The 18,301-nt window shown below is 66.6% G+C and carries 15 protein-coding genes and 1 tRNA gene; 12 read left to right on the top strand and 4 right to left on the bottom strand.

Annotated elements, in window-relative coordinates; translation table 11 throughout:
* The first annotated feature begins 44 nt into the window (after window positions 1-44).
* From IX761_RS24945 to IX761_RS24910, 8 genes are all read left to right on the top strand, one after another.
* Complete coding sequence (locus tag IX761_RS24945; protein ID WP_011531938.1) at window positions 45-308, top strand: PAAR domain-containing protein; 264 nt, start codon at window positions 45-47, stop codon at window positions 306-308.
* A 288-nt stretch (window positions 309-596) separates the two neighbouring features.
* Entirely contained in the window at window positions 597-3,665 is a 3,069-nt protein-coding gene (gene fdnG, locus IX761_RS24940; protein WP_194792162.1) for a formate dehydrogenase-N subunit alpha, read from the top strand.
* Window positions 3,665-4,615 (top strand): formate dehydrogenase subunit beta, encoded by a 951-nt coding sequence (gene fdxH, locus IX761_RS24935; protein ID WP_194792161.1) that lies wholly within the window; start codon window positions 3,665-3,667, stop codon window positions 4,613-4,615. The genes fdnG and fdxH overlap by 1 nt, the downstream gene beginning before the upstream one ends.
* The gene (locus tag IX761_RS24930) at window positions 4,612-5,268 is read left to right on the top strand and encodes a formate dehydrogenase subunit gamma (protein ID WP_194792160.1); all 657 of its coding nucleotides are present in this window, start codon (window positions 4,612-4,614) and stop codon (window positions 5,266-5,268) included. The genes fdxH and IX761_RS24930 overlap by 4 nt, the downstream gene beginning before the upstream one ends.
* A 4-nt stretch (window positions 5,269-5,272) precedes the next feature.
* On the top strand, window positions 5,273-6,193 hold the full coding sequence (gene fdhE, locus IX761_RS24925; protein ID WP_194792159.1) for a formate dehydrogenase accessory protein FdhE: 921 nt from the start codon (window positions 5,273-5,275) through the stop codon (window positions 6,191-6,193).
* Window positions 6,194-6,356: 163 nt separating this feature from the next.
* The gene (selA, locus tag IX761_RS24920; RefSeq protein ID WP_194792158.1) at window positions 6,357-7,784 is read left to right on the top strand and encodes an L-seryl-tRNA(Sec) selenium transferase; all 1,428 of its coding nucleotides are present in this window, start codon (window positions 6,357-6,359) and stop codon (window positions 7,782-7,784) included.
* Window positions 7,781-9,703 (top strand): selenocysteine-specific translation elongation factor, encoded by a 1,923-nt coding sequence (gene selB / locus IX761_RS24915; RefSeq protein ID WP_194792157.1) that lies wholly within the window; start codon window positions 7,781-7,783, stop codon window positions 9,701-9,703. Before selA ends, selB begins: the two co-directional genes overlap by 4 nt.
* A 9-nt stretch (window positions 9,704-9,712) precedes the next feature.
* Window positions 9,713-9,808: transfer RNA gene (locus tag IX761_RS24910), tRNA-Sec, on the top strand.
* A 120-nt stretch (window positions 9,809-9,928) separates the two neighbouring features.
* Here IX761_RS24910 and IX761_RS24905 read toward each other — a convergent pair.
* Window positions 9,929-10,921 carry an asparaginase gene (locus tag IX761_RS24905; RefSeq protein WP_194792156.1) on the bottom strand — a complete coding sequence of 331 codons (993 nt, stop codon included), beginning with the start codon at window positions 10,919-10,921 and terminating at the stop codon, window positions 9,929-9,931.
* 150 nt (window positions 10,922-11,071) lie between these two features.
* Entirely contained in the window at window positions 11,072-12,514 is a 1,443-nt protein-coding gene (locus IX761_RS24900; RefSeq protein ID WP_194792155.1) for an alanine/glycine:cation symporter family protein, read from the bottom strand.
* A 179-nt stretch (window positions 12,515-12,693) separates the two neighbouring features.
* On the opposite strand from IX761_RS24900, the gene IX761_RS24895 reads away from it, so the two are divergent.
* Complete coding sequence (locus tag IX761_RS24895) at window positions 12,694-13,497, top strand: helix-turn-helix domain-containing protein (protein ID WP_110993334.1); 804 nt, start codon at window positions 12,694-12,696, stop codon at window positions 13,495-13,497.
* Window positions 13,498-13,622: 125 nt separating this feature from the next.
* Here the strand turns inward: IX761_RS24895 and IX761_RS24890 are convergent, their stop codons facing one another.
* On the bottom strand, window positions 13,623-14,462 hold the full coding sequence (locus IX761_RS24890) for an alpha/beta hydrolase (RefSeq protein ID WP_194792154.1): 840 nt from the start codon (window positions 14,460-14,462) through the stop codon (window positions 13,623-13,625).
* 159 nt (window positions 14,463-14,621) lie between these two features.
* Between IX761_RS24890 and IX761_RS24885 the strand changes: the two genes are divergently transcribed.
* Together IX761_RS24885 and IX761_RS24880 are read left to right on the top strand one after the other, a co-directional pair.
* Complete coding sequence (locus tag IX761_RS24885; RefSeq protein ID WP_194792153.1) at window positions 14,622-15,506, top strand: sugar nucleotide-binding protein; 885 nt, start codon at window positions 14,622-14,624, stop codon at window positions 15,504-15,506.
* Window positions 15,499-16,431, top strand: a complete 933-nt coding sequence (locus tag IX761_RS24880) for an NAD-dependent epimerase/dehydratase family protein (RefSeq protein WP_194792152.1) — start codon at window positions 15,499-15,501, stop codon at window positions 16,429-16,431. The genes IX761_RS24885 and IX761_RS24880 overlap by 8 nt, the downstream gene beginning before the upstream one ends.
* Before the next feature lie 221 nt (window positions 16,432-16,652).
* Here the strand turns inward: IX761_RS24880 and IX761_RS24875 are convergent, their stop codons facing one another.
* Window positions 16,653-17,093 carry a winged helix-turn-helix transcriptional regulator gene (locus IX761_RS24875; protein WP_194792151.1) on the bottom strand — a complete coding sequence of 147 codons (441 nt, stop codon included), beginning with the start codon at window positions 17,091-17,093 and terminating at the stop codon, window positions 16,653-16,655.
* Between the two features lie 102 nt (window positions 17,094-17,195).
* On the opposite strand from IX761_RS24875, the gene IX761_RS24870 reads away from it, so the two are divergent.
* Window positions 17,196-18,301 (top strand): MFS transporter (locus IX761_RS24870; RefSeq protein WP_194792150.1); only part of this gene is annotated, 1,106 nt, incomplete at its 3' end.

Raw genomic sequence — 18,301 nt, 5'->3', positions numbered from 1 at the left:
CGCCGCTGGCATCGACGCCTCCTTTCTGACACGGAGTTCCCCCCATGAAAGACATCATCCGCCTCGGCGATTCCACCACCCACGGTGGCAAGGTGCTCGGCTCATTCGGCAACACCAACGTCAACGGCAAACCCATCGCCGGCGTCGGGCACATGGTCAGTTGCCCGCTGTGCAAGGGCGTGTTCCCGATTGTCGAGGGCAGCGCCACCTATAACGTCGACGGCACCCCGGTCGCCCTCGACGGCCACAAGACCGCCTGCGGCGCCGCGCTAATCGCCAGTGGCCCGAAGAGTGGTGTGGCCAGCTGAATGGCTGGTGCCTTTACCGGACAATCGCCGGCAAGCCGGCTCCCACAAAAGCAGGGCAGGCCTGGTCCTTGTGGGAGCTGGCTTGCCAGCGATAGGGCCGGCCCCGGCAACGCAAAACTGTTGCTCACCTCAATGCCCTCAGCCTCGCCGGTTCCATGACCTGCGTCATCGCACTTCCCTGATTCTTGACTAGGCTTAACCGTTGGCGGCCTGCGTTTGCCGCCACCGTGATGTCCCTGAGGCGCCGGCCATGTCCCGTGCGCCCGAGAACCTGATCAGGAGTGCACGATGGACCTCAACCGTCGGCAATTCTTCAAGGTCGCCGCCGTCGGCCTTGGAGGCTCGAGCCTTGCGGCGTTGGGCATGGCCCCAACCCCCGCGTTCGCCGAGCAGGTGCGCCACTTCAAGCTGGCGCACACCAAAGAAACCCGCAACACCTGCCCCTACTGCTCGGTCGGCTGCGGCCTGATCCTGTACAGCCAGGGTGACGCGGGCAAGAACGTCAAACAAAGCATCATCCACATCGAGGGCGACGCGGACCACCCGGTCAACCGCGGCACCCTGTGCCCCAAAGGCGCGGGCCTGCTGGACTTTATCCACAGCCCGAGCCGCCTCAAGTACCCCGAGATCCGCAAGCCGGGCAGCAAGGAATGGACGCGCATCGAGTGGGACGAAGCCCTCGACCGCATCGCCGACCTGATGAAACAGGACCGCGACGCCAACTTCATCGAGAAGAACGCCCAGGGCCAGACGGTCAACCGTTGGCTCACCACGGGCTTCCTTGCCGCGTCCGCCGCTTCCAGCGAAGCGGGCTACCTGACGCACAAGGTGATCCGTGCCACCGGCATGCTGGGGTTCGATAACCAGGCGCGTGTCTGACACGGCCCAACGGTGGCAAGTCTTGCCCCGACGTACGGCCGTGGCGCGATGACCAATCACTGGTCTGACATCGCCAACGCAAACCTGGTCCTGGTGATGGGCGGCAACGCCGCTGAAGCGCACCCGTGCGGCTTCAAGTGGGTGACCGAGGCCAAGGCGCACAACAAGGCGCGGCTGATCGTGGTCGACCCGCGGTTCACCCGTACCGCATCAGTTGCCGATTACTACGCGCCCATTCGCACCGGCAGCGACATCGCCTTCATGGGCGGGCTGATCAACTACCTGCTGAGCAACGACAAGATCCAGCACGAGTACGTGCGCAACTACACCGACGTGTCGTTCATCGTCAAAGAAAGCTATGGCTTCGAGGACGGGCTGTTCAGCGGCTACGACGCGGCCAAGCGCGTGTACGCCGACAAGTCCGGCTGGGGGTACGAGCTGGGCGAAGACGGCTTTGCCAAGGTCGACCCGACCCTGCAGCACCCGCGTTGCGTCTATCAGCTGATGAAGCAGCACTACAGCCGCTACACGCCGGAGCTGGCGAGCATGACCTGCGGCATGCCCCAGGACCAGATGATGAAAGTCTGGGAAGAGATCGCCACCTGCTCGGTGCCGGGCAAGACCATGACGATCCTCTACGCCCTGGGCTGGACCCAGCACTCCATCGGCGCGCAGATCATCCGCAGTGCGGCCATGGTGCAGTTACTGCTGGGCAACGTGGGCATGCCGGGTGGTGGGGTCAACGCGCTGCGCGGGCACTCCAACATCCAGGGCCTGACCGACCTGGGCCTGCTGTCCAACTCGCTGCCGGGCTACCTCACCTTGGCCGGTGATGCCGAGCAGGACTACGCCAGCTACATCGACAAGCGCGCCTCCAAGCCGCTGCGCCCCGGGCAGCTGTCGTACTGGCAGAACTACGGCAAGTTCCACGTCAGCCTGATGAAGGCCTGGTACGGCGCCAATGCCACCGCCGAGAACAACTGGGGCTATGACTGGTTGCCCAAGCTCGACGTGCCGGCCTACGACGTGCTGCGCATGTTCGAGATGATGGGCCAGGGCAAGGTCAACGGCTACATGTGCCAAGGCTTCAACCCGATCGCCGCGCTGCCGGACAAGAACCGCGTCACCGCGGCGCTGGCCAAGCTCAAGTGGCTGGTGATCATGGACCCGCTGGCCACCGAAACCTCCGAGTTCTGGCGCAACGCCGGCCCGTTCAACGACGTCGACACGGCCAACATCCAGACCGAAGTGATCCGCCTGCCCACCACCTGCTTCGCCGAAGAGGACGGCTCGCTGGTCAACAGCAGCCGCTGGCTGCAGTGGCACTGGAAGGGCGCCGACGGCCCGGGCGAGACCCGCACCGATGTGCACATCATGAGCGAGCTGTTCCTGCGCCTGCGCAAGCGTTACCAGGCCGAGGGCGGCGCCTACCCCGACGCGATACTCAACATCAGCTGGCCGTACAAGGTCCCTGAAGAGCCCTCGCCCGAGGAGCTGGCCAAGGAGATGAACGGCTGGGCCGTGAGCGACCTCGCCGACGCCACCGGCGCCACCCTCAAGGCCGGGCAACAGCTGGCCGGCTTCGCCCAGCTGAAGGACGACGGCAGCACCGCCTCCGGTTGCTGGATCTTCGCCGGCAGCTGGACCGAGCAGGGCAACCAGATGGCCCGCCGCGACAACAGCGACCCCTACGGCATGCACCAGGTGCAGAACTGGGCCTGGGCCTGGCCGGCCAACCGCCGCATCCTCTACAACCGTGCCTCCAGCGACCCGCAAGGCAAGCCGTGGGACCCGGAGAAAAAACGCCTGGTGTGGTGGAACGGCAAGGCCTGGACCGGCACCGACGTGCCGGACTTCAAGGTCGATTCGCCACCGGAAGCGGGGATGAACCCGTTCATCATGAACCCCGAGGGCGTGGCGCGGTTCTTCGCCATCGACAAGATGGCCGAGGGCCCGTTCCCCGAGCACTACGAGCCGTTCGAGACGCCGATCGGGATCAACCCGCTGCACCCGCAGAACAAGAAGGCCACCAGCAACCCGGCCGGGCGGATCTTCGATTCGGTGTGGGACACCCTCGGCACCCATGACGAGTTCCCGTATGCGGCGACCACCTACCGGCTGACCGAGCACTTCCACTTCTGGAGCAAGCATTGCCGGCTCAACGCCATCGCCCAGCCTGAGCAGTTCGTCGAGATCGGCGAGGTGCTGGCCAACGAAAAAGGCATCAAGGCCGGCGACCGGGTACGGGTGTCGAGCAAGCGCGGGCATATCGACGCGGTGGCGGTGGTGACCAAGCGGATCCGTCCGTTGCAGGTCAACAACCAGACCGTGCACCAGATCGGCATCCCCTTGCACTGGGGCTTCACCGGCAGCACGCGGCACGGCTACCTGACCAACACCCTGGTGCCGTTCCTCGGTGACGGCAACACGCAGACGCCGGAGTCCAAGTCGTTCCTCGTCAAAGTGGAGAAACTCTGATGGCCAGCCAAGACATCATTGCCCGCTCGGCCACCACCACCGTGCCGCCCTCGGTGCGCCAGCAGGAGGAAGTCGCCAAGCTGATCGACACCACCAAGTGCATCGGCTGCAAGGCCTGCCAGGTGGCGTGCTCGGAGTGGAACGAACTGCGTGACGAGGTGGGCCACAACCACGGCACCTACGACAACCCCCAGGACCTTTCCGCCGAAACCTGGACCCTGATGCGCTTCACCGAGCACGAGCGCGACGACGGCAACCTGGAGTGGCTGATCCGCAAGGATGGCTGCATGCACTGCGCCGACCCAGGTTGCTTGAAGGCCTGCCCGAGCCCGGGGGCGATCATCAAGCACGCCAACGGCATCGTCGACTTCAACCAGGACCACTGCATCGGCTGCGGCTACTGCATCACCGGCTGCCCGTTCAACATCCCGCGCATCTCGCAGAAGGACCACAAGGCGTACAAGTGCACCCTGTGTTCCGACCGCGTCAGCGTGGGCCTGGAGCCGGCCTGCGTGAAGACCTGCCCCACCGGGGCGATCGTTTTCGGCAGCAAGGACGAGATGAAGGTGCATGCCGACGAGCGCATCGTCGACCTCAAGTCGCGTGGCTACGAGAACGCCGGGCTGTACGACCCGGATGGGGTCGGTGGCACCCACGTGATGTACGTGCTGCACCACGCCGACACCCCCAGGCTGTACGCCGGCCTGCCGGACCAGCCGGTGATCAGCCCTCTGGTGGGGCTGTGGAAGGGCTTCACCAAGCCGCTGGCGCTGCTGGCCATGGGCGCGGCGGTGCTGGCTGGGTTCTTCCACTACGTGCGCGTGGGGCCGCAGCGGGTCGAGGAGGATGAGTACCCCACGCCGCCCGACCACAGCGTCCACCCGGTGGACCCCGCGGTGCATGTCTATGATCCGAACCGCCCTGGCGGGCAGGGGGAGCAGCGGCCATGAACGACAACAAACCGATCCTGCGCTACAACGCCAACGAGCGCAGCAACCACTGGGTGGTGGCGATCCTGTTCGTGCTGGCCGGGTTGTCGGGGCTGGCGCTGTTCCACCCGGCGCTGTTCTGGCTCAGCCACCTGTTCGGCGGCGGGCCGTGGACGCGCATCCTCCACCCGTTCCTCGGCGTGGCCATGTTCGTGTTCTTCCTCGGCCTGGTGCTGCGTTTCTGGCGCGCCAATTTCATCACCGCCAACGACCGCCTGTGGCTGCGCCGCGTCGATCGGGTGATGCTGAACAAGGAAGAGGGCGTACCGCCGGTGGGCAAGTACAACGCCGGGCAGAAGCTGCTGTTCTGGACCTTGCTGGCGTGCATGCTGGTGCTGCTGGTCAGCGGCGTGGTGATCTGGCGCGCCTGGTTCAGCCAGTACTTCGATATCGGCGCCATTCGCCTGGCCACGCTGCTGCATGCCCTGGCGGCGTTCGTGCTGATCCTCAGCATCATCGTGCACATCTACGCCGGGATCTGGATCAAGGGTTCGATCGGCGCCATGCTGCATGGCTGGGTCAGCCGCGCCTGGGCGCGCAAGCACCATGAACTGTGGTACCGCGAAGTGACCGGCGACAAGACGCCGGGCAACCACGGACGTAAAGAAGGATGACCGTTTGAGCACGATTCTCGAACCCGGGCAGATCGAAGCGTCGGCGGTGATGCCGCCGTTTCTGCACCTGCCCCCCGCCAACCTGTTCGAACTGCGCGCCGCGCGCCTGGAGCACCTGGCCGAGGGGCATGCCCTTGGCGAGTACCTGCGGTTGATCGCACGGCTGTGCCGGGTGCAGCAGTGGCTTGTGGATAACCCGCCCGGCGGCCTGCCGGTGGCCGAAGAGCGCCAACGCCTGTGCATAAGTCATGGCCTGCCGCCGCTGGCGGCGGACAGCCTGGTGCGTGAAGGGCCGTGGCTGACATGGCTGCATGCCTTGCTTGAACACTTCCAGGCCGAGTCCGAAGGGCCGCTGGCCGAGGCGCTGCTGACCTTGCGCGGGAGTGACGATGTACAGCGCAAGGGCTGGGGTATCGCCCTGCTGGGCGGGCAGTACGACGCCGTGCCCGCAGCCCTGGTGCCCTTCGTGGGGGCCGCGTTGCAGGCCGCCTGGTCGAGCTGGCTGCTGGCGCTGCCCGCACCCGAACTCAAACCCGGTGACAGCCTGGCCCAGTGCCCGGCCTGCGGCTCGCCGGCCATGGCCGGGGTGGTGCGCAACCGCGGCAAGCACAATGGCCTGCGCTACCTGGCCTGTTCGCTGTGTGCCTGTGAATGGCATGTGGTGCGGGTGAAGTGTGTGTACTGCGAATCGAGCAAGGACTTGCGCTACACCAACCTGGACGATGATCGCCATGCGCCGGGCAAGGCACCGCTGCGTGCCGAGTGTTGCCCGGGGTGCCAGAGCTACCTGAAGCAGAGCTATCTGGAGAACGACGCCGCCGCCGAGCCGCTGGCCGATGACCTGGCCAGCCTGGCACTGGATATTCGCCTGGACGAGGAGGGGTTCCAGCGGCTGGCGCCGAACCTGCTGCTGGCGCCTGGGTAGTGGGGGGTGTCTACACTGTAATACCGAGTCGCCTGCTTCGCGGGGCAAGCCCGCTCCTACAGGCACAGCGCCATCCTTGAGGGTAGCGCCGTACCTGTAGGAGCGGGCTTGCCCCGCGAAGAGGCCAGTACAGACAACGGATCAGTCCAAGGTAGTACTCCGCATGCCCTCCAGCCCCGCCAGCGCCACCCCACGCCTGCCCGCCATCGACACCCTGCTGCGCCACCCGGCCTGCCTCCCGCTGCTCGACCGCCACGGCCGCGATGCCGTGCTGGCCACCCTGCGCCAACTGCTCGACGACCTGCGCGACCCCGCCCGGCTCGGCCAACTAACTGCCATAGAGCTGGCCGCCGAAGCGCTGCTCGGCCGCACCGGCGAACGCCTGGCCCTCCAGCAACGCAGCCAGGTGCGCCGGGTGTTCAACCTCACCGGCACGGTGCTGCACACCAACCTCGGCCGGGCACTGCTCCCCGAGGAAGCCGTCGAGGCCATGCAGACCGCCGCGCGCTACCCGCTCAACCTGGAATTCGACCTGGCCACCGGCAAGCGCGGCGACCGCGACGACCTGATCGAGGGCTTGATCCGCGAGCTGACCGGCGCCGAGGCCGTCACCGTGGTCAACAACAATGCCGCCGCCGTGCTGCTGGCGCTCAACAGCCTGGGCGCGCGCAAGGAGGGCATCATCTCCCGTGGCGAGCTGATCGAAATCGGCGGCGCCTTCCGCATCCCCGACATCATGGCCCGCGCCGGCGTGAAGCTGCACGAGATCGGCACCACCAACCGCACCCATGCCCGCGACTACGAAGGCGCGATCAACCCGCGCACTGGCCTGCTGATGCGCGTGCATTGCAGCAACTACAGCATTCAGGGCTTCACCACCCAGGTGCCCACCGCAGAGCTGGCGCGGATTGCCCATGAACACCAACTGCCACTGCTCGAAGACCTGGGCAGCGGCAGCCTGCTCGACCTCACTCGCTGGGGCCTGCCGGCCGAACCGACCGTACGCCAGGCCCTCGCCGATGGCGCCGATATCGTCACCTTCAGTGGCGACAAACTGCTCGGCGGCCCGCAGGCCGGGATCATCGTCGGGCGCAAAGACCTGATCGCGAAGATCAAGAAGAACCCGCTCAAGCGCGCCCTGCGCGTGGACAAGATCACCCTCGCCGCGCTGGAAGCGGTGCTGCAGCTGTACCGCAACCCCGACCGCCTGGCCGAGCGTTTGCCCAGCCTGCGCCTGCTGACCCGCAGCCAGGCTGAAATCCAGGCCCAGGCGGAACGCCTGGCCCCCGAGCTCCGGGCCCACCTTGGTGAACAATGGTCCGTCACCGTCGAGCCGACCCTGGGCATGATCGGTAGCGGCAGCCAGCCGGTGGCGCGCCTGCCCAGTTCCGCCCTGTGCCTGCGCCCGCAGGTGTCAAAGAAGCTGCGTGGCCGCAGCCTGCACGTGCTGGAGCGGGCCCTGCGCGACCTGCCGGTGCCGGTACTCGGGCGCATCGACGACGATGCCCTGTGGCTCGACCTGCGCCAGCTGGACGACGAGGCCCAGTGGCTGGCGCAGCTGCCGGCGCTGCAATTGGGGCCGGTGCAGTGATCGTTGGCACCGCCGGGCATATCGACCATGGCAAGACCGCACTGCTGCAAGCCCTGACCGGCCAGGCCGGCGACACCCGCCAGGAAGAGCGTGCCCGTGGCATGACCATCGACCTCGGCTACCGCTACGCGGCCCTGGCCGACGGCGCGCCACTGACCGGCTTCATCGATGTGCCGGGGCATGAGCGTTTTATCCACAACATGCTGGCCGGTGCCCATGGCATCGACCTGGTGCTGCTGGTGGTGGCCGCCGACGATGGCGTGATGCCGCAGACCCGCGAGCACCTGTCGATCATCGAGCTGCTGGGTATTCCCCAGGCGCTGGTGGCCATCAGCAAGTGCGACCGGGTGGAGCCTGCGCGGTTGGCCGAGGTGCACGCCCAGGTCGCCGAGCTGCTGGCGCCCGGGCCCTATGCCGGGGCCGAGCAGTTCCCGCTGTCCAGCGTCAGCGGCGAGGGCGTTGGCGCCCTGCGCGAGGCCTTGCTGGCCGCTGCGGCCAAGGTGCGTCAACGCAGCGTGCGCGGGGGCTTTCGCCTGGCCGTGGACCGCGCCTTCGCGGTGTCGGGGGCGGGGCTGGTGGTCACCGGTACGGCATTGGCCGGGCAGGTGAGTGCCGGCGACACCCTGTTGCTGGGCAAGGCCGGCAAGCCGGTGCGGGTGCGTGGGCTGCATGCGCAGAACCAGGCAGCGCTGGTGGCCGAGGCCGGGCAGCGAGTGGCGTTGAACATCAGCGGCGAGCGCCTGGCGGCCGAGCAGGTGCATCGCGGCGATTGGCTGGTGCCGCAATGGCTGCATGCCCCGAGTGTGCGCATCGATATCGACCTGACGCTGCTGGCGGGGGAAACCCGCACCTTCGAGCATTTCAGCGCCGTGCATGTGCACCTGGGCACCCAGGATGTCACTGCGCGCGTCGCGCTGCTCGAAGGCGAGCGGGTGAAGGGCGGCGAGCGCATGTTCGCCCAGTTGCTGCTCAATGCCCCCTTGCAGGCAGTGCACGGCGATCGCCTGGTGCTGCGCGACCAGCGTGCCCAGCGCACCCTGGGTGGCGGCCGGGTGCTCGACCCGTTTGCCCCGAGCCGGCAGCGGCGCAGCGAGACGCGTCTGCGTCAGTTGCAGGTGCTGCGCGAGGCCGATGACCTTGAGCACGCACTGCCGGGGTTGCTGGAAGCGGCCGCGGGCGGGCTCGACCCGCAGCGGCTGGAGCGCCAGTTCAACCGCCTGCGTGAAACCTGGCAGTTACCGGAACAGGTGCTGGTGGTCGCCACTCGCCAGGGCCAATTACTCTTCGCCCGCCAGCAGTGGCAGGCACTCAAGCAGCAGGTGCTGGAGAAGCTCGCGCTGTTCCACGAACAGGAGCCCGACCAGTTGGGCCCTGACCGCGATCGCCTGCGCCGCTATACCGCGTTGCCCCTGGAGCGGCCCGCCTTCGTCAGTTTGCTGGAGGAGTTGCTGGGCGAGGGCGCGATCGCCAGCAGCGGCCCATGGCTGCACCTGCCGCAGCACAGGGTGCAGTTGAGCGAAGCCGATACCGCATTGTGGTCACGCCTGGAGCCACGCCTGCTGGCAGGCGGGTTCGATCCGCCCTGGGTACGCACCTTGGCCAGCGAGGAACTGGTGACGGAGGCCGAGGTGCGCCTGTTGTTGCGCAAGCTGGCCCGGCTGGGGGTGTTGCACCAGGTGGTGCGTGACCTGTTCTACCCGGAGGCGACGCTGAAGTGCATGGCAGAGCGGCTGTTGCAGCAGGCGGCGACATCGCCCATAGTGCAGGTCGCAGCGTTTCGCGACCGCTTGGGTATTGGTCGCAAGCGCAGCGTGCAGATCCTTGAATACTTTGACCGCATTGGCCTGACCCGCAGGGTTGCCGAGCAGCGTCATATCCGCGTTGACAGTGCCCTGGCCCAGCAACAGGCCGGGCACTGAACGATCCAAGGAAGGCAATCGCGCCCGGTGGCGCGGCCGGGCTTCAAACCCGGTTGGGGACGGCAGCCGTTCCCGGGCAGGTTCGACTCCCGCTGCCTTCCGCCATTTATTCTGTCGGGGCTGCGTTGCAGCCCATTCGCGGCACAAGGCCGCTCCTACAGGAGAATTGCGTTTCCCTGTGGGAGCTGGCTTGCCAGCGAAAGGGGCGCAAAGCGCCCCCAGGTTCTATTGGGCGCGTTCGCCGCACAGGTCCAGCGCGAACCAATGCTCCGCCGCCTGCACATCCAACCCCGCCCCCAGCAGCGCGAACAACTTGCCCAGCGCCGCCTCGCGGGTCATGCCACCCCCACTCACCAGCCCGGTATCGCGCAAGCGGCTGCCAGCGGCGTAGGTGTCGAACACCACGGCTCCTTCCGGGCACTGGCTGATGGCGACGATCATCACCCCGCCCTGGCGGGCATCGTGCAGCACATCGAGCAGCGCCTGGTCATCCGACGGCCCGGTACCGCTGCCGTAGCACTCCAGCACCAGGCCCTGGATACCACTGTCGAACAGGCCGCGCAGGTGCTCGGCGGCAAGGCCGGGGAACACCGGCAGCACCGCCAGTTTGACCGGCTGGCGCGGCTGGCGGTAATCCAGGCGCGCCGGGAGCTCGGCCACCCGCTCGCCTTCGCGGTGGCGAGGCAGCACGGTGAAGGCGTCGAACGCCTCGCTGCGCAGCTTGGACGCGCGGCAGCCATGCAGCAGCTGGCCGTGGAAGTACAGCTGCACGCCGTCTTCCAGGCCGCTTTCGCACAGGCGCAGGGCGCCGATCAGGTTGGCCCAGGCATCGCTGCCCGGCGCACCGGCCGGCAGCATCGAGCCGGTCAGCAGCACCGGTGCTGGTAGGCCCAGCAGCAGGAACGACAGGGCCGCGGCGCTGTAGGCCAGGGTGTCGGTGCCGTGCAGCACCAGCACGCCGTCGTGGCCATCACGCTCGACCGCCTCGACGATGGCATCGCGCATCGCCAGCCAGTTGGCTTGCTGCATGTTGGCGCTGTCGATCAGTGGGTTCAGTTCACGCAGGGTCCATTGCAACTGGGGGGCATCGGCGCACGCGGCGAAGTGTTCGCGCATGCGTGCGTCGAAGCCACCGGCGGGCGCCAGGCCTTCGGCAGTCTGCAACATGCCGATGGTGCCACCGGTGTAGAGGACGAGGAGATTCTTGACTGCACGCATTGGAACATTCCGTAGCGATGTCAGGCCTTGTCGCAGCGTATGCCCGAGGCAACGCTGTCCCCTGTGGGAGCCGGCTTGCCGGCGAAGAGGCCTGAAGACAAAGAAGAGGTCAGCCGCCCGCGGACGGGGCGGCTGGGGCAGGGGAGAATATCAGCGCTGAGCGTGTGCCGGTGCGGCGGCTTTGTCAGTGGCTGTTTCAACCTGCGGATTGGCCGGCCAGGCGGCACGGTCCAGGTCCAGGTCGGTGAACTTGCTCGAGTCGAACACCGGCTGCTTGATGCCAGCCTTGCGCTGCGCGTCGTAGTCGCGCATCACCCGCAGGCCGACCTTGAACAGCAGGGCCAGGGCGATCAAGTTGACGAAGGCCAGGCAGGTCATGGTGATGTCGGCGAAGGCGAACACGGTCGACAGGTCCTGCATCGAACCCCACACCACCAGTGCCAGCACCAGGCCACGGAACGCCATCAGCACGGCGCGGTTGCGGGTCATGAACTGCAGGCTGTTCTCGCCCAGGTAGTAGTTGTAGAGGATGCAGGTGAACACGAACAGCGACAGCGCGACGCTGACGAACACACGGCCCCAGTCACCGACCACGGCGGCCAGCGAGTTCTGGGTCAGGACGATGCCGTCACCTTCGAAGCCTGGGGTGTAGAAGCCCGACAGCAGGATCAGCAGCGCGGTGCAGGTGCAGATCACGAAGGTGTCGAGGAACACGCTGAAGGCCTGGACCACGCCTTGCGCGCCCGGGTGCTTCACGGCGGCCACGGCGGCGACGTTCGGCGCACTGCCCAGGCCCGCTTCGTTGGCGAATACGCCACGCTTCACGCCCATGACGATGGCGCTGCCCAGCAGGCCGGCGAACGCAGGGTCGAGGCCGAAGGCGCTCTTGAAGATGGTTTCCAGCATCGCTGGCACGTGTTCGATCTGGGTGCCGATCACGTACAGGGTGACGCCGATGTAGGCCAGGGTCTTGACCGGTACCAGCAGGTCGGACACCGCGGCGATACGCTTGATGCCACCGATGAAGGTGATGGCCAGCAGCACGGCCAGGACCAGGCCGGTGTGCTTGGGATCGAAGGCGAAGGCGTTCTGCAGCGAGTGGGTCACGGTGTACGACTGCAGGCCGATGAAGGCGAAGCCGTAGGTGACCAGCAGCAGGATCGAGAACACGATCGCCATGCTCTTGAGCTTCAGGCCGTGCTGGATGTAGTACGCCGGGCCGCCGCGGTACAGGCCGTCGCCGTCGGCGCGCTTGTAGACCTGGGCCAGGGTGCATTCGAAGAAGCTGCTGGACATGCCCACCAGTGCGGTGACCCACATCCAGAACACCGCGCCTGGGCCGCCCAGGGTCACGGCGATACCGACACCGGCGATGTTACCGGCGCCCACGCGGCCGGCCAGGCTCAGCATCAGGGCCTGGAACGAGCTCAGCTGGCCTGCCTGGCCACGCAGGGATTCCTTGAACACACCGAACATGTGGCCGAAGTGGCGAAACTGCACGAACCGCGAGCGGATGGTGAAGTAGCTACCCAGGCCGACGATCAGCACGATGAGGAGCTTCCCCGAAAGGAAATCGTTGAGTGCTTCGAGCATTTTGAAATGACCTCGATTCTTATTGTTCGTGTGGAAAACCAGCGGACGGCAGGCGCACCGCGATTGATTGGGGCGCAGGGTGGGTCATGACAACTGCGGTTACAATTTCGCGGGTTGCTCTATTTTGGTGCGACTTGATGCTAGAATTGCATCACTCGCATCATCTGGACCCCCGTATCATGGGCGATCATTTCGCTGACAACCTCAAATTGGCCTGCAGCCACTACCGCTCTATCTCGGAGGTTTGCCGGCAGCTGTCGATCAACCGTGGGCAGTTCAACAAGTACCTGAGCGGGCAAAGCCGCCCGACGCCGTACAACCTCAAGCGCATCGGCGACTTCTTCGGTGTCGAGGATTACGAACTGGGTTTGCCACCCGAACAGTTCGCCCGCCTGATCGGAGCACGCAACCCGGCCGCGCAGCAGAACAACCCGATCAGTGAGCTGTTCAAGCCGCTCAACGACCATGTCGTCAACCTGTCGCGCTACTGCGGTTACTACTTCGAATACTCCAACTGCATGTCGGTCCCAGGCTTGATCCTGGTGTCGCTGGTGCACCTGCGCGAAGAGCGCGAGCGCTACCTGTTCGAGCGCCAGGAGCGGCAGGAACGCAGCAGCGCCACCGACCCTCACGCCGAGGTGCGCTGCCGTTACCTGGGGGCGGCGTTCCAGTTGCAGGATCGGTTGTTCCTGGTCGACTACGAGTCGCTGACCTTGAACGAGATGAGCCAGACCATTCTCATCCCCAGCTTCAAGAGCCGCATCACCCGCCTCAATGGCCTGAAGACCGGCGTTTCCAGCGGCGACCGGCGCAACCCGGCGTGCACCCGGGTGGTCTGGGAGTACCTGGGTGAAGAGATCAACCGGATCAATGCGTTTCGCCAGGTACGGCTGTATCGCCCGGATGATCCGCGTATCGACGACGACATCCGCGACCGCCTGAGCGCCGGGTCGATCAGCAATGGGTTGTTCGAGATCGAGTAGTACCGGCGCGCAAGCAGGTTTGTCGTTCAAGTAAGGGGGTGGGAGCGGGCTTGCCCCGCGATTATCTGAAGGCATCGCGGGGCAAGCCCGCTCCCACAATCACCGCGTTCATGCCTAGGCGCGGCTTATTCCAGAATGAACGCCGCCACCGCCTGCGCCACCTGGTCCGCCACCTCTGGCCGGTCGCGCAGGTGCGCGGCGATGCCGTGGTCGCAGTCGGTCAGCATCAGGCACTCCACATGCGGCGCTGGTACCGAGCGCAGCAGGCTGTGGGTCACTTCTTCGGGGATCGGGCTGTAGCGCTCGACACCCGCCATCCGCCTGACCCCTGCCGAGGTCCCGGCCCCCTGGCCATGCACCCGCGAGTTGAGCCCGTCGTACTCGCCGATCACCAACAGCACGCGGCCCTGGAACTGGCGCAGGAAGGCATAGCTGTCGCAGTCGAGAAACGCGAAGGGCTTGCGGATCGCCGCCGTGAACGCCGGCCCGAACGGCGCGCTGTGGGCGGCATCGGGGTATACCGCCGGGCAGATCAGCACCAGCTTGCGCACGCTCGGGCGCTGCGCCGCCAGCTTGAGGGCGATGGCGCCGCCCAGGCTGTGGCCGACCAGGGTGTCGCTGCGCGGGTCGAGGTGCTGGTGGAAGCGCAGGGCTTCGCGCAGGTTGCTGGCCAGCGAAGCGTCCTTGGCCCCGGGTTCGCTGGCCAGGCTATGGCCGGACAGGTTGCCGGTCAGCGAGCCGATGCCTTGCTGTTGCAGGCGGTACAGCAGCGGGTTGAGCCGGGTGAAGTCCGAGCGCGCGCCACCCACCACGAACACCGCCGGCGCCCGCTCGCTATCGGGCAGCAGCAGGCGGGCCTGCTGACGGTAGCCGTCGAAAACTTCGTCAATGAAGCGCTCGGCGCCTGGGGCGGGCTCGTCGTATTGCCAGAGGGCACGTTGCGCGGTGGTCGAATCAGCGTCCATGGGCATCTCCTTGTGCAGGCCTGGCGCAGTATAAGTAGCTGTTGGGGAAGGGGGAACAGCGTGCCGGCGGCGTCGGCCCCTGCCTACGTTGGACTTCCCCTGCCGGAAACCGCAAAATGCCCCCTTTCCTCCATCGATCTGAGCGGACCTGTTGACCCTATGCGAATGCGCCTGATGCTGTTGGGTGGAGGCAATGCCCTCGGGCAAGCACTGATTCGCCTTGGCGCCGAGGAAGACATCGCCTTCCTGGCGCCGCGCCCGCCGGAAAACGGCTGGGCCCCGGCCAGCCTGACCCTGTTGCTCGACGAGCACCGCCCCGACGCGGTGGTCAACCTGGCGTATTACTTCGACTGGTTCCAGGCCGAGTCGGTCAGCGAACAGCGCCTGGCCCAGCAGGAACGCGCAGTGGAGCGCCTCGCCGAACTGTGCCAGCACCACGAGATGGTGCTGGTGCAACCTTCCAGCTACCGGGTGTTCGACGGCTCCCGTGCCACCGCCTACAGCGAGAAGGACGAGCCGGTGCCCCTCGGCCAGCGGGGCCAGGCCCTGTGGCGTATCGAGCAGAGCGTGCGCGCCACCTGCCCGCAGCACGTGCTGCTGCGCTTTGGCTGGTTGCTCGACGAAAGCCGCGAGGGTTCGCTCGGGCGTTTCCTCACCCGGGCCGAACTGCCCCATGAGCTGTTGCTGGCCGATGACCGACGGGGCAACCCGACCCCTGTCGACGACGCCGCCCGGGTCATCCTGTCTGTGCTCAAGCAACTCGATTGCAAAGCGCCGCTGTGGGGCACCTACCATTACGCCGGCAACGAGGCGACCACGCCGCTGGCGCTGGGCCAGGCGATCCTGACCGAAGCCGCGCAATGGCAAAAGCTGGCCGTGCAGCAACCGACCGCCCAGGCCCACGCCGCGCGCCCGGACGCCAGCGAAGAGCCGCAGCATGCGGTGCTGGCCTGCAAGAAGATCCTTCATACCTTTGGCATCAAGCCGCGCGCCTGGCGCGCCGGCTTGCCGCCGCTACTGGACCGTTACTACCGACATGGCTGATGCCCCCATCCTGATCACCGGCGGCGCCGGCTTCATTGGCTCCCACCTGTGCGATGCGTTGCTGGCCAAAGGCTACGCGGTGCGCGTGCTCGACGACCTGTCCACCGGCAAGCGCGACAACCTTCAGCTTGCCCACCCGCGCCTGGAACTGATCGAAGGCGACGTCGCCGACGCCGCTCTGCTGGCCCGCGCCGCCGCGGGTTGCCTGGCGGTGGTGCACCTGGCCGCGGTGGCCTCGGTGCAGGCGTCGGTCGAAGACCCGGTGAAGACCCACCAGAGCAACTTCATCGGCACTCTCAACGTTTGCGAGGCGATGCGCCTGAATGGCGTGCGCCGCGTGCTGTTCGCCTCGAGCGCAGCGGTGTACGGCAACAACGGCGAGGGCCAGTCCATTGCCGAAGACACGCCCAAGGCGCCGCTCACCCCCTACGCGGTGGACAAGCTGGCCAGCGAGCAATACCTGGACTTCTACCGTCGCCAGCACGGCCTGGAGCCGGTGGTGTTCCGCTTCTTCAACATCTTCGGGCCACGCCAGGACCCGTCCTCGCCGTATTCCGGGGTGATCAGCATCTTCTGCGAGCGTGCGCTGGCCGGCCAGCCGATCACCGTGTTCGGCGATGGCGAGCAGACCCGCGACTTTCTGTATGTCGGTGACCTGGTCCAAGTGATGGTCCAGGCGCTGGAGCAGGGCAGCGTGGAAGAGGGCGCGGTGAATATCGGCCTGAACCAGGCAACGTCGCTGAACCAGCTGCTCAAGGCGCTGGAGCAGGTGGTCGGCCCGTTGCCGGCGATCAGCCATGGCCCGGCGCGTTCGGGCGATATCCGCCATTCGCGGGCGGACAACACCCGCCTGCTGGCGCGCTTCGACCTGCCCCAGCCAACGCCCTTCGACGAAGGCCTGGCGCGCTTGCTCGGCAAAGCCTGAGCGCCCATCGCCGGCAAGCCGGCTCCCACCTGAAGCTTGCACATCACCTGTGGGAGCGGCCTTGTGCCGCGAAAGGGGTGCGCAGCGCCCCCAGGATCTCAATTGCACCTCAAGATCGCCCGGGGCCGCTTTGCGGCCCTTACGCGGCACAAGGCCGCTCCTACAGGTGACCTGCTAACTTCAGGGTGGGTGATTTGCCGGCGATGCAGTTCGCACGTCGGTCACGTATGCCGGATCACCCGCCGATGGCAATCGTCCGGCCCCAACGCCCGGCCATCCCTGGCCCGCACCGCTAACGTTTGCAGCGGCTGCTCGCGGTCATCCACCAGCTGCGAGCGTGACTCCCCCGCTGCGAACAGATACCGCTCGCCCCACTGGCGCAGCCCGATCACGATCGGGAACACCGCGCGCCCCTGCTCGGTCAGCACGTACTCCTTGTAGGCACTGCCATCCGAAGCCGGTTGCTGTTCAAGCAACCCCGCTTCGACCAGCAGCTTCAGGCGCGAGGCGAGGATGTTCTTCGCCAACCCAAGGTTCTTTTGCAGTTCGCTGAAGCGGCGCAGGCCATCGAAGGCGTCGCGCAGGATCATCAGCGCCCAGCGATCACCGAGTACTTCCAAGGCCCGGGCCACGGGGCACTGCTGGTTGTTGTCGTCGAGCATGGTCAATCTCAGGGTCAAGTTTGGTTGCAGATTAAAACCACATTTGCTAGAAATCCAGCCTGTGGTTTCAAATTAAAACCAGAATGGATCGAGGACCGCGCCATGACTTCCGCTCCCCCTGCACCGCTGCAATTGACTCGCGGCCTGACGCTGTTGCTGGCCACGGCTTGCGCCCTCGCCGTGGCCACGGTGTACCTGTCCCAACCTTTGCTGGAGTCGATGGCCAGCAGCCTGGGCATTGCCCAGGCGCACGTCGGCCTGGTGGTCGGCGCGACCCAGGCCGGCTATGCCGTGGGGTTGCTGCTGATCGTGCCGTTGGGTGACCTGTTCGACCGCAAGCGCTTGATCCTCACCCAGCTGCTGCTGGCCGCCGTTGCCCTGCTGGCGGTGGCGCTGTCGCTGGATTGGGCGGTGCTGCTGGTGGCCATGGGCCTGGTCGGTTTGATGGCCGTGGTGGTGCAGGTGATGGTGGCCCACGCCGCCACATTGGCCACCCCGGCGCAACAGGGGCAGGCGGTGGGTACGGTCACCAGTGGTGTAGTGCTGGGCATCCTGCTGGCGCGCCTGGCCTCGGGGCTGGTGGCCGATCTGTGGGGGTGGCGCGCGGTGTATTTTGCTGCGGCGGGGCTCGCGCTGCTGATGGCATTGCTGCTTGGCTGGCGCCTGCCTGCTGCGCAACCACACGGGCAGCGCCAGGGCTATCTGGCCTTGCTGGGCTCGTTATTCGCGCTGTACCGGCATGATCGGTTGCTACGCCAGCGAGGGCTGTTCGCGCTGCTGATCTTCAGCGCCTTCAGCGTGTTGTGGAGCGCCATGGTGCTGCCCTTGAGCGCCGCGCCGCTGGCCCTCGACCACACCCAGATCGGCCTGTTCGGCCTGGCCGGGATCGCCGGTGCGCTGGCAGCCGCGCGGTCCGGGCGCCTGGCCGACCGTGGCCTGGGGCAGCGCACCACCGGGCTGGCGCTGGGGCTGCTGACACTGTCGTGGCTGCCCATCGCCTTGCTCGAACATTCGTTGCTGGCGCTGGCCTTGGGGGTGTTGCTGCTGGACTTCGCCGTGCAGGCGGTGCACGTGACCAACCAGAGCCTGCTGCTGGCCGGGCGTGGCGAGATGGCCAGCCGGCTGATCGGCGCCTACATGTGCTGTTATTCGTTGGGCAGCGGGCTGGGGGCGGTAGCGGCGACCTGGGTCTACGAGCAGTGGGGGTG

The organism is Pseudomonas sp. UFMG81, from assembly GCF_015354575.1.
Lineage (GTDB): Bacteria > Pseudomonadota > Gammaproteobacteria > Pseudomonadales > Pseudomonadaceae > Aquipseudomonas.
This window is presented reverse-complemented; position numbering and strand designations above follow the sequence as displayed.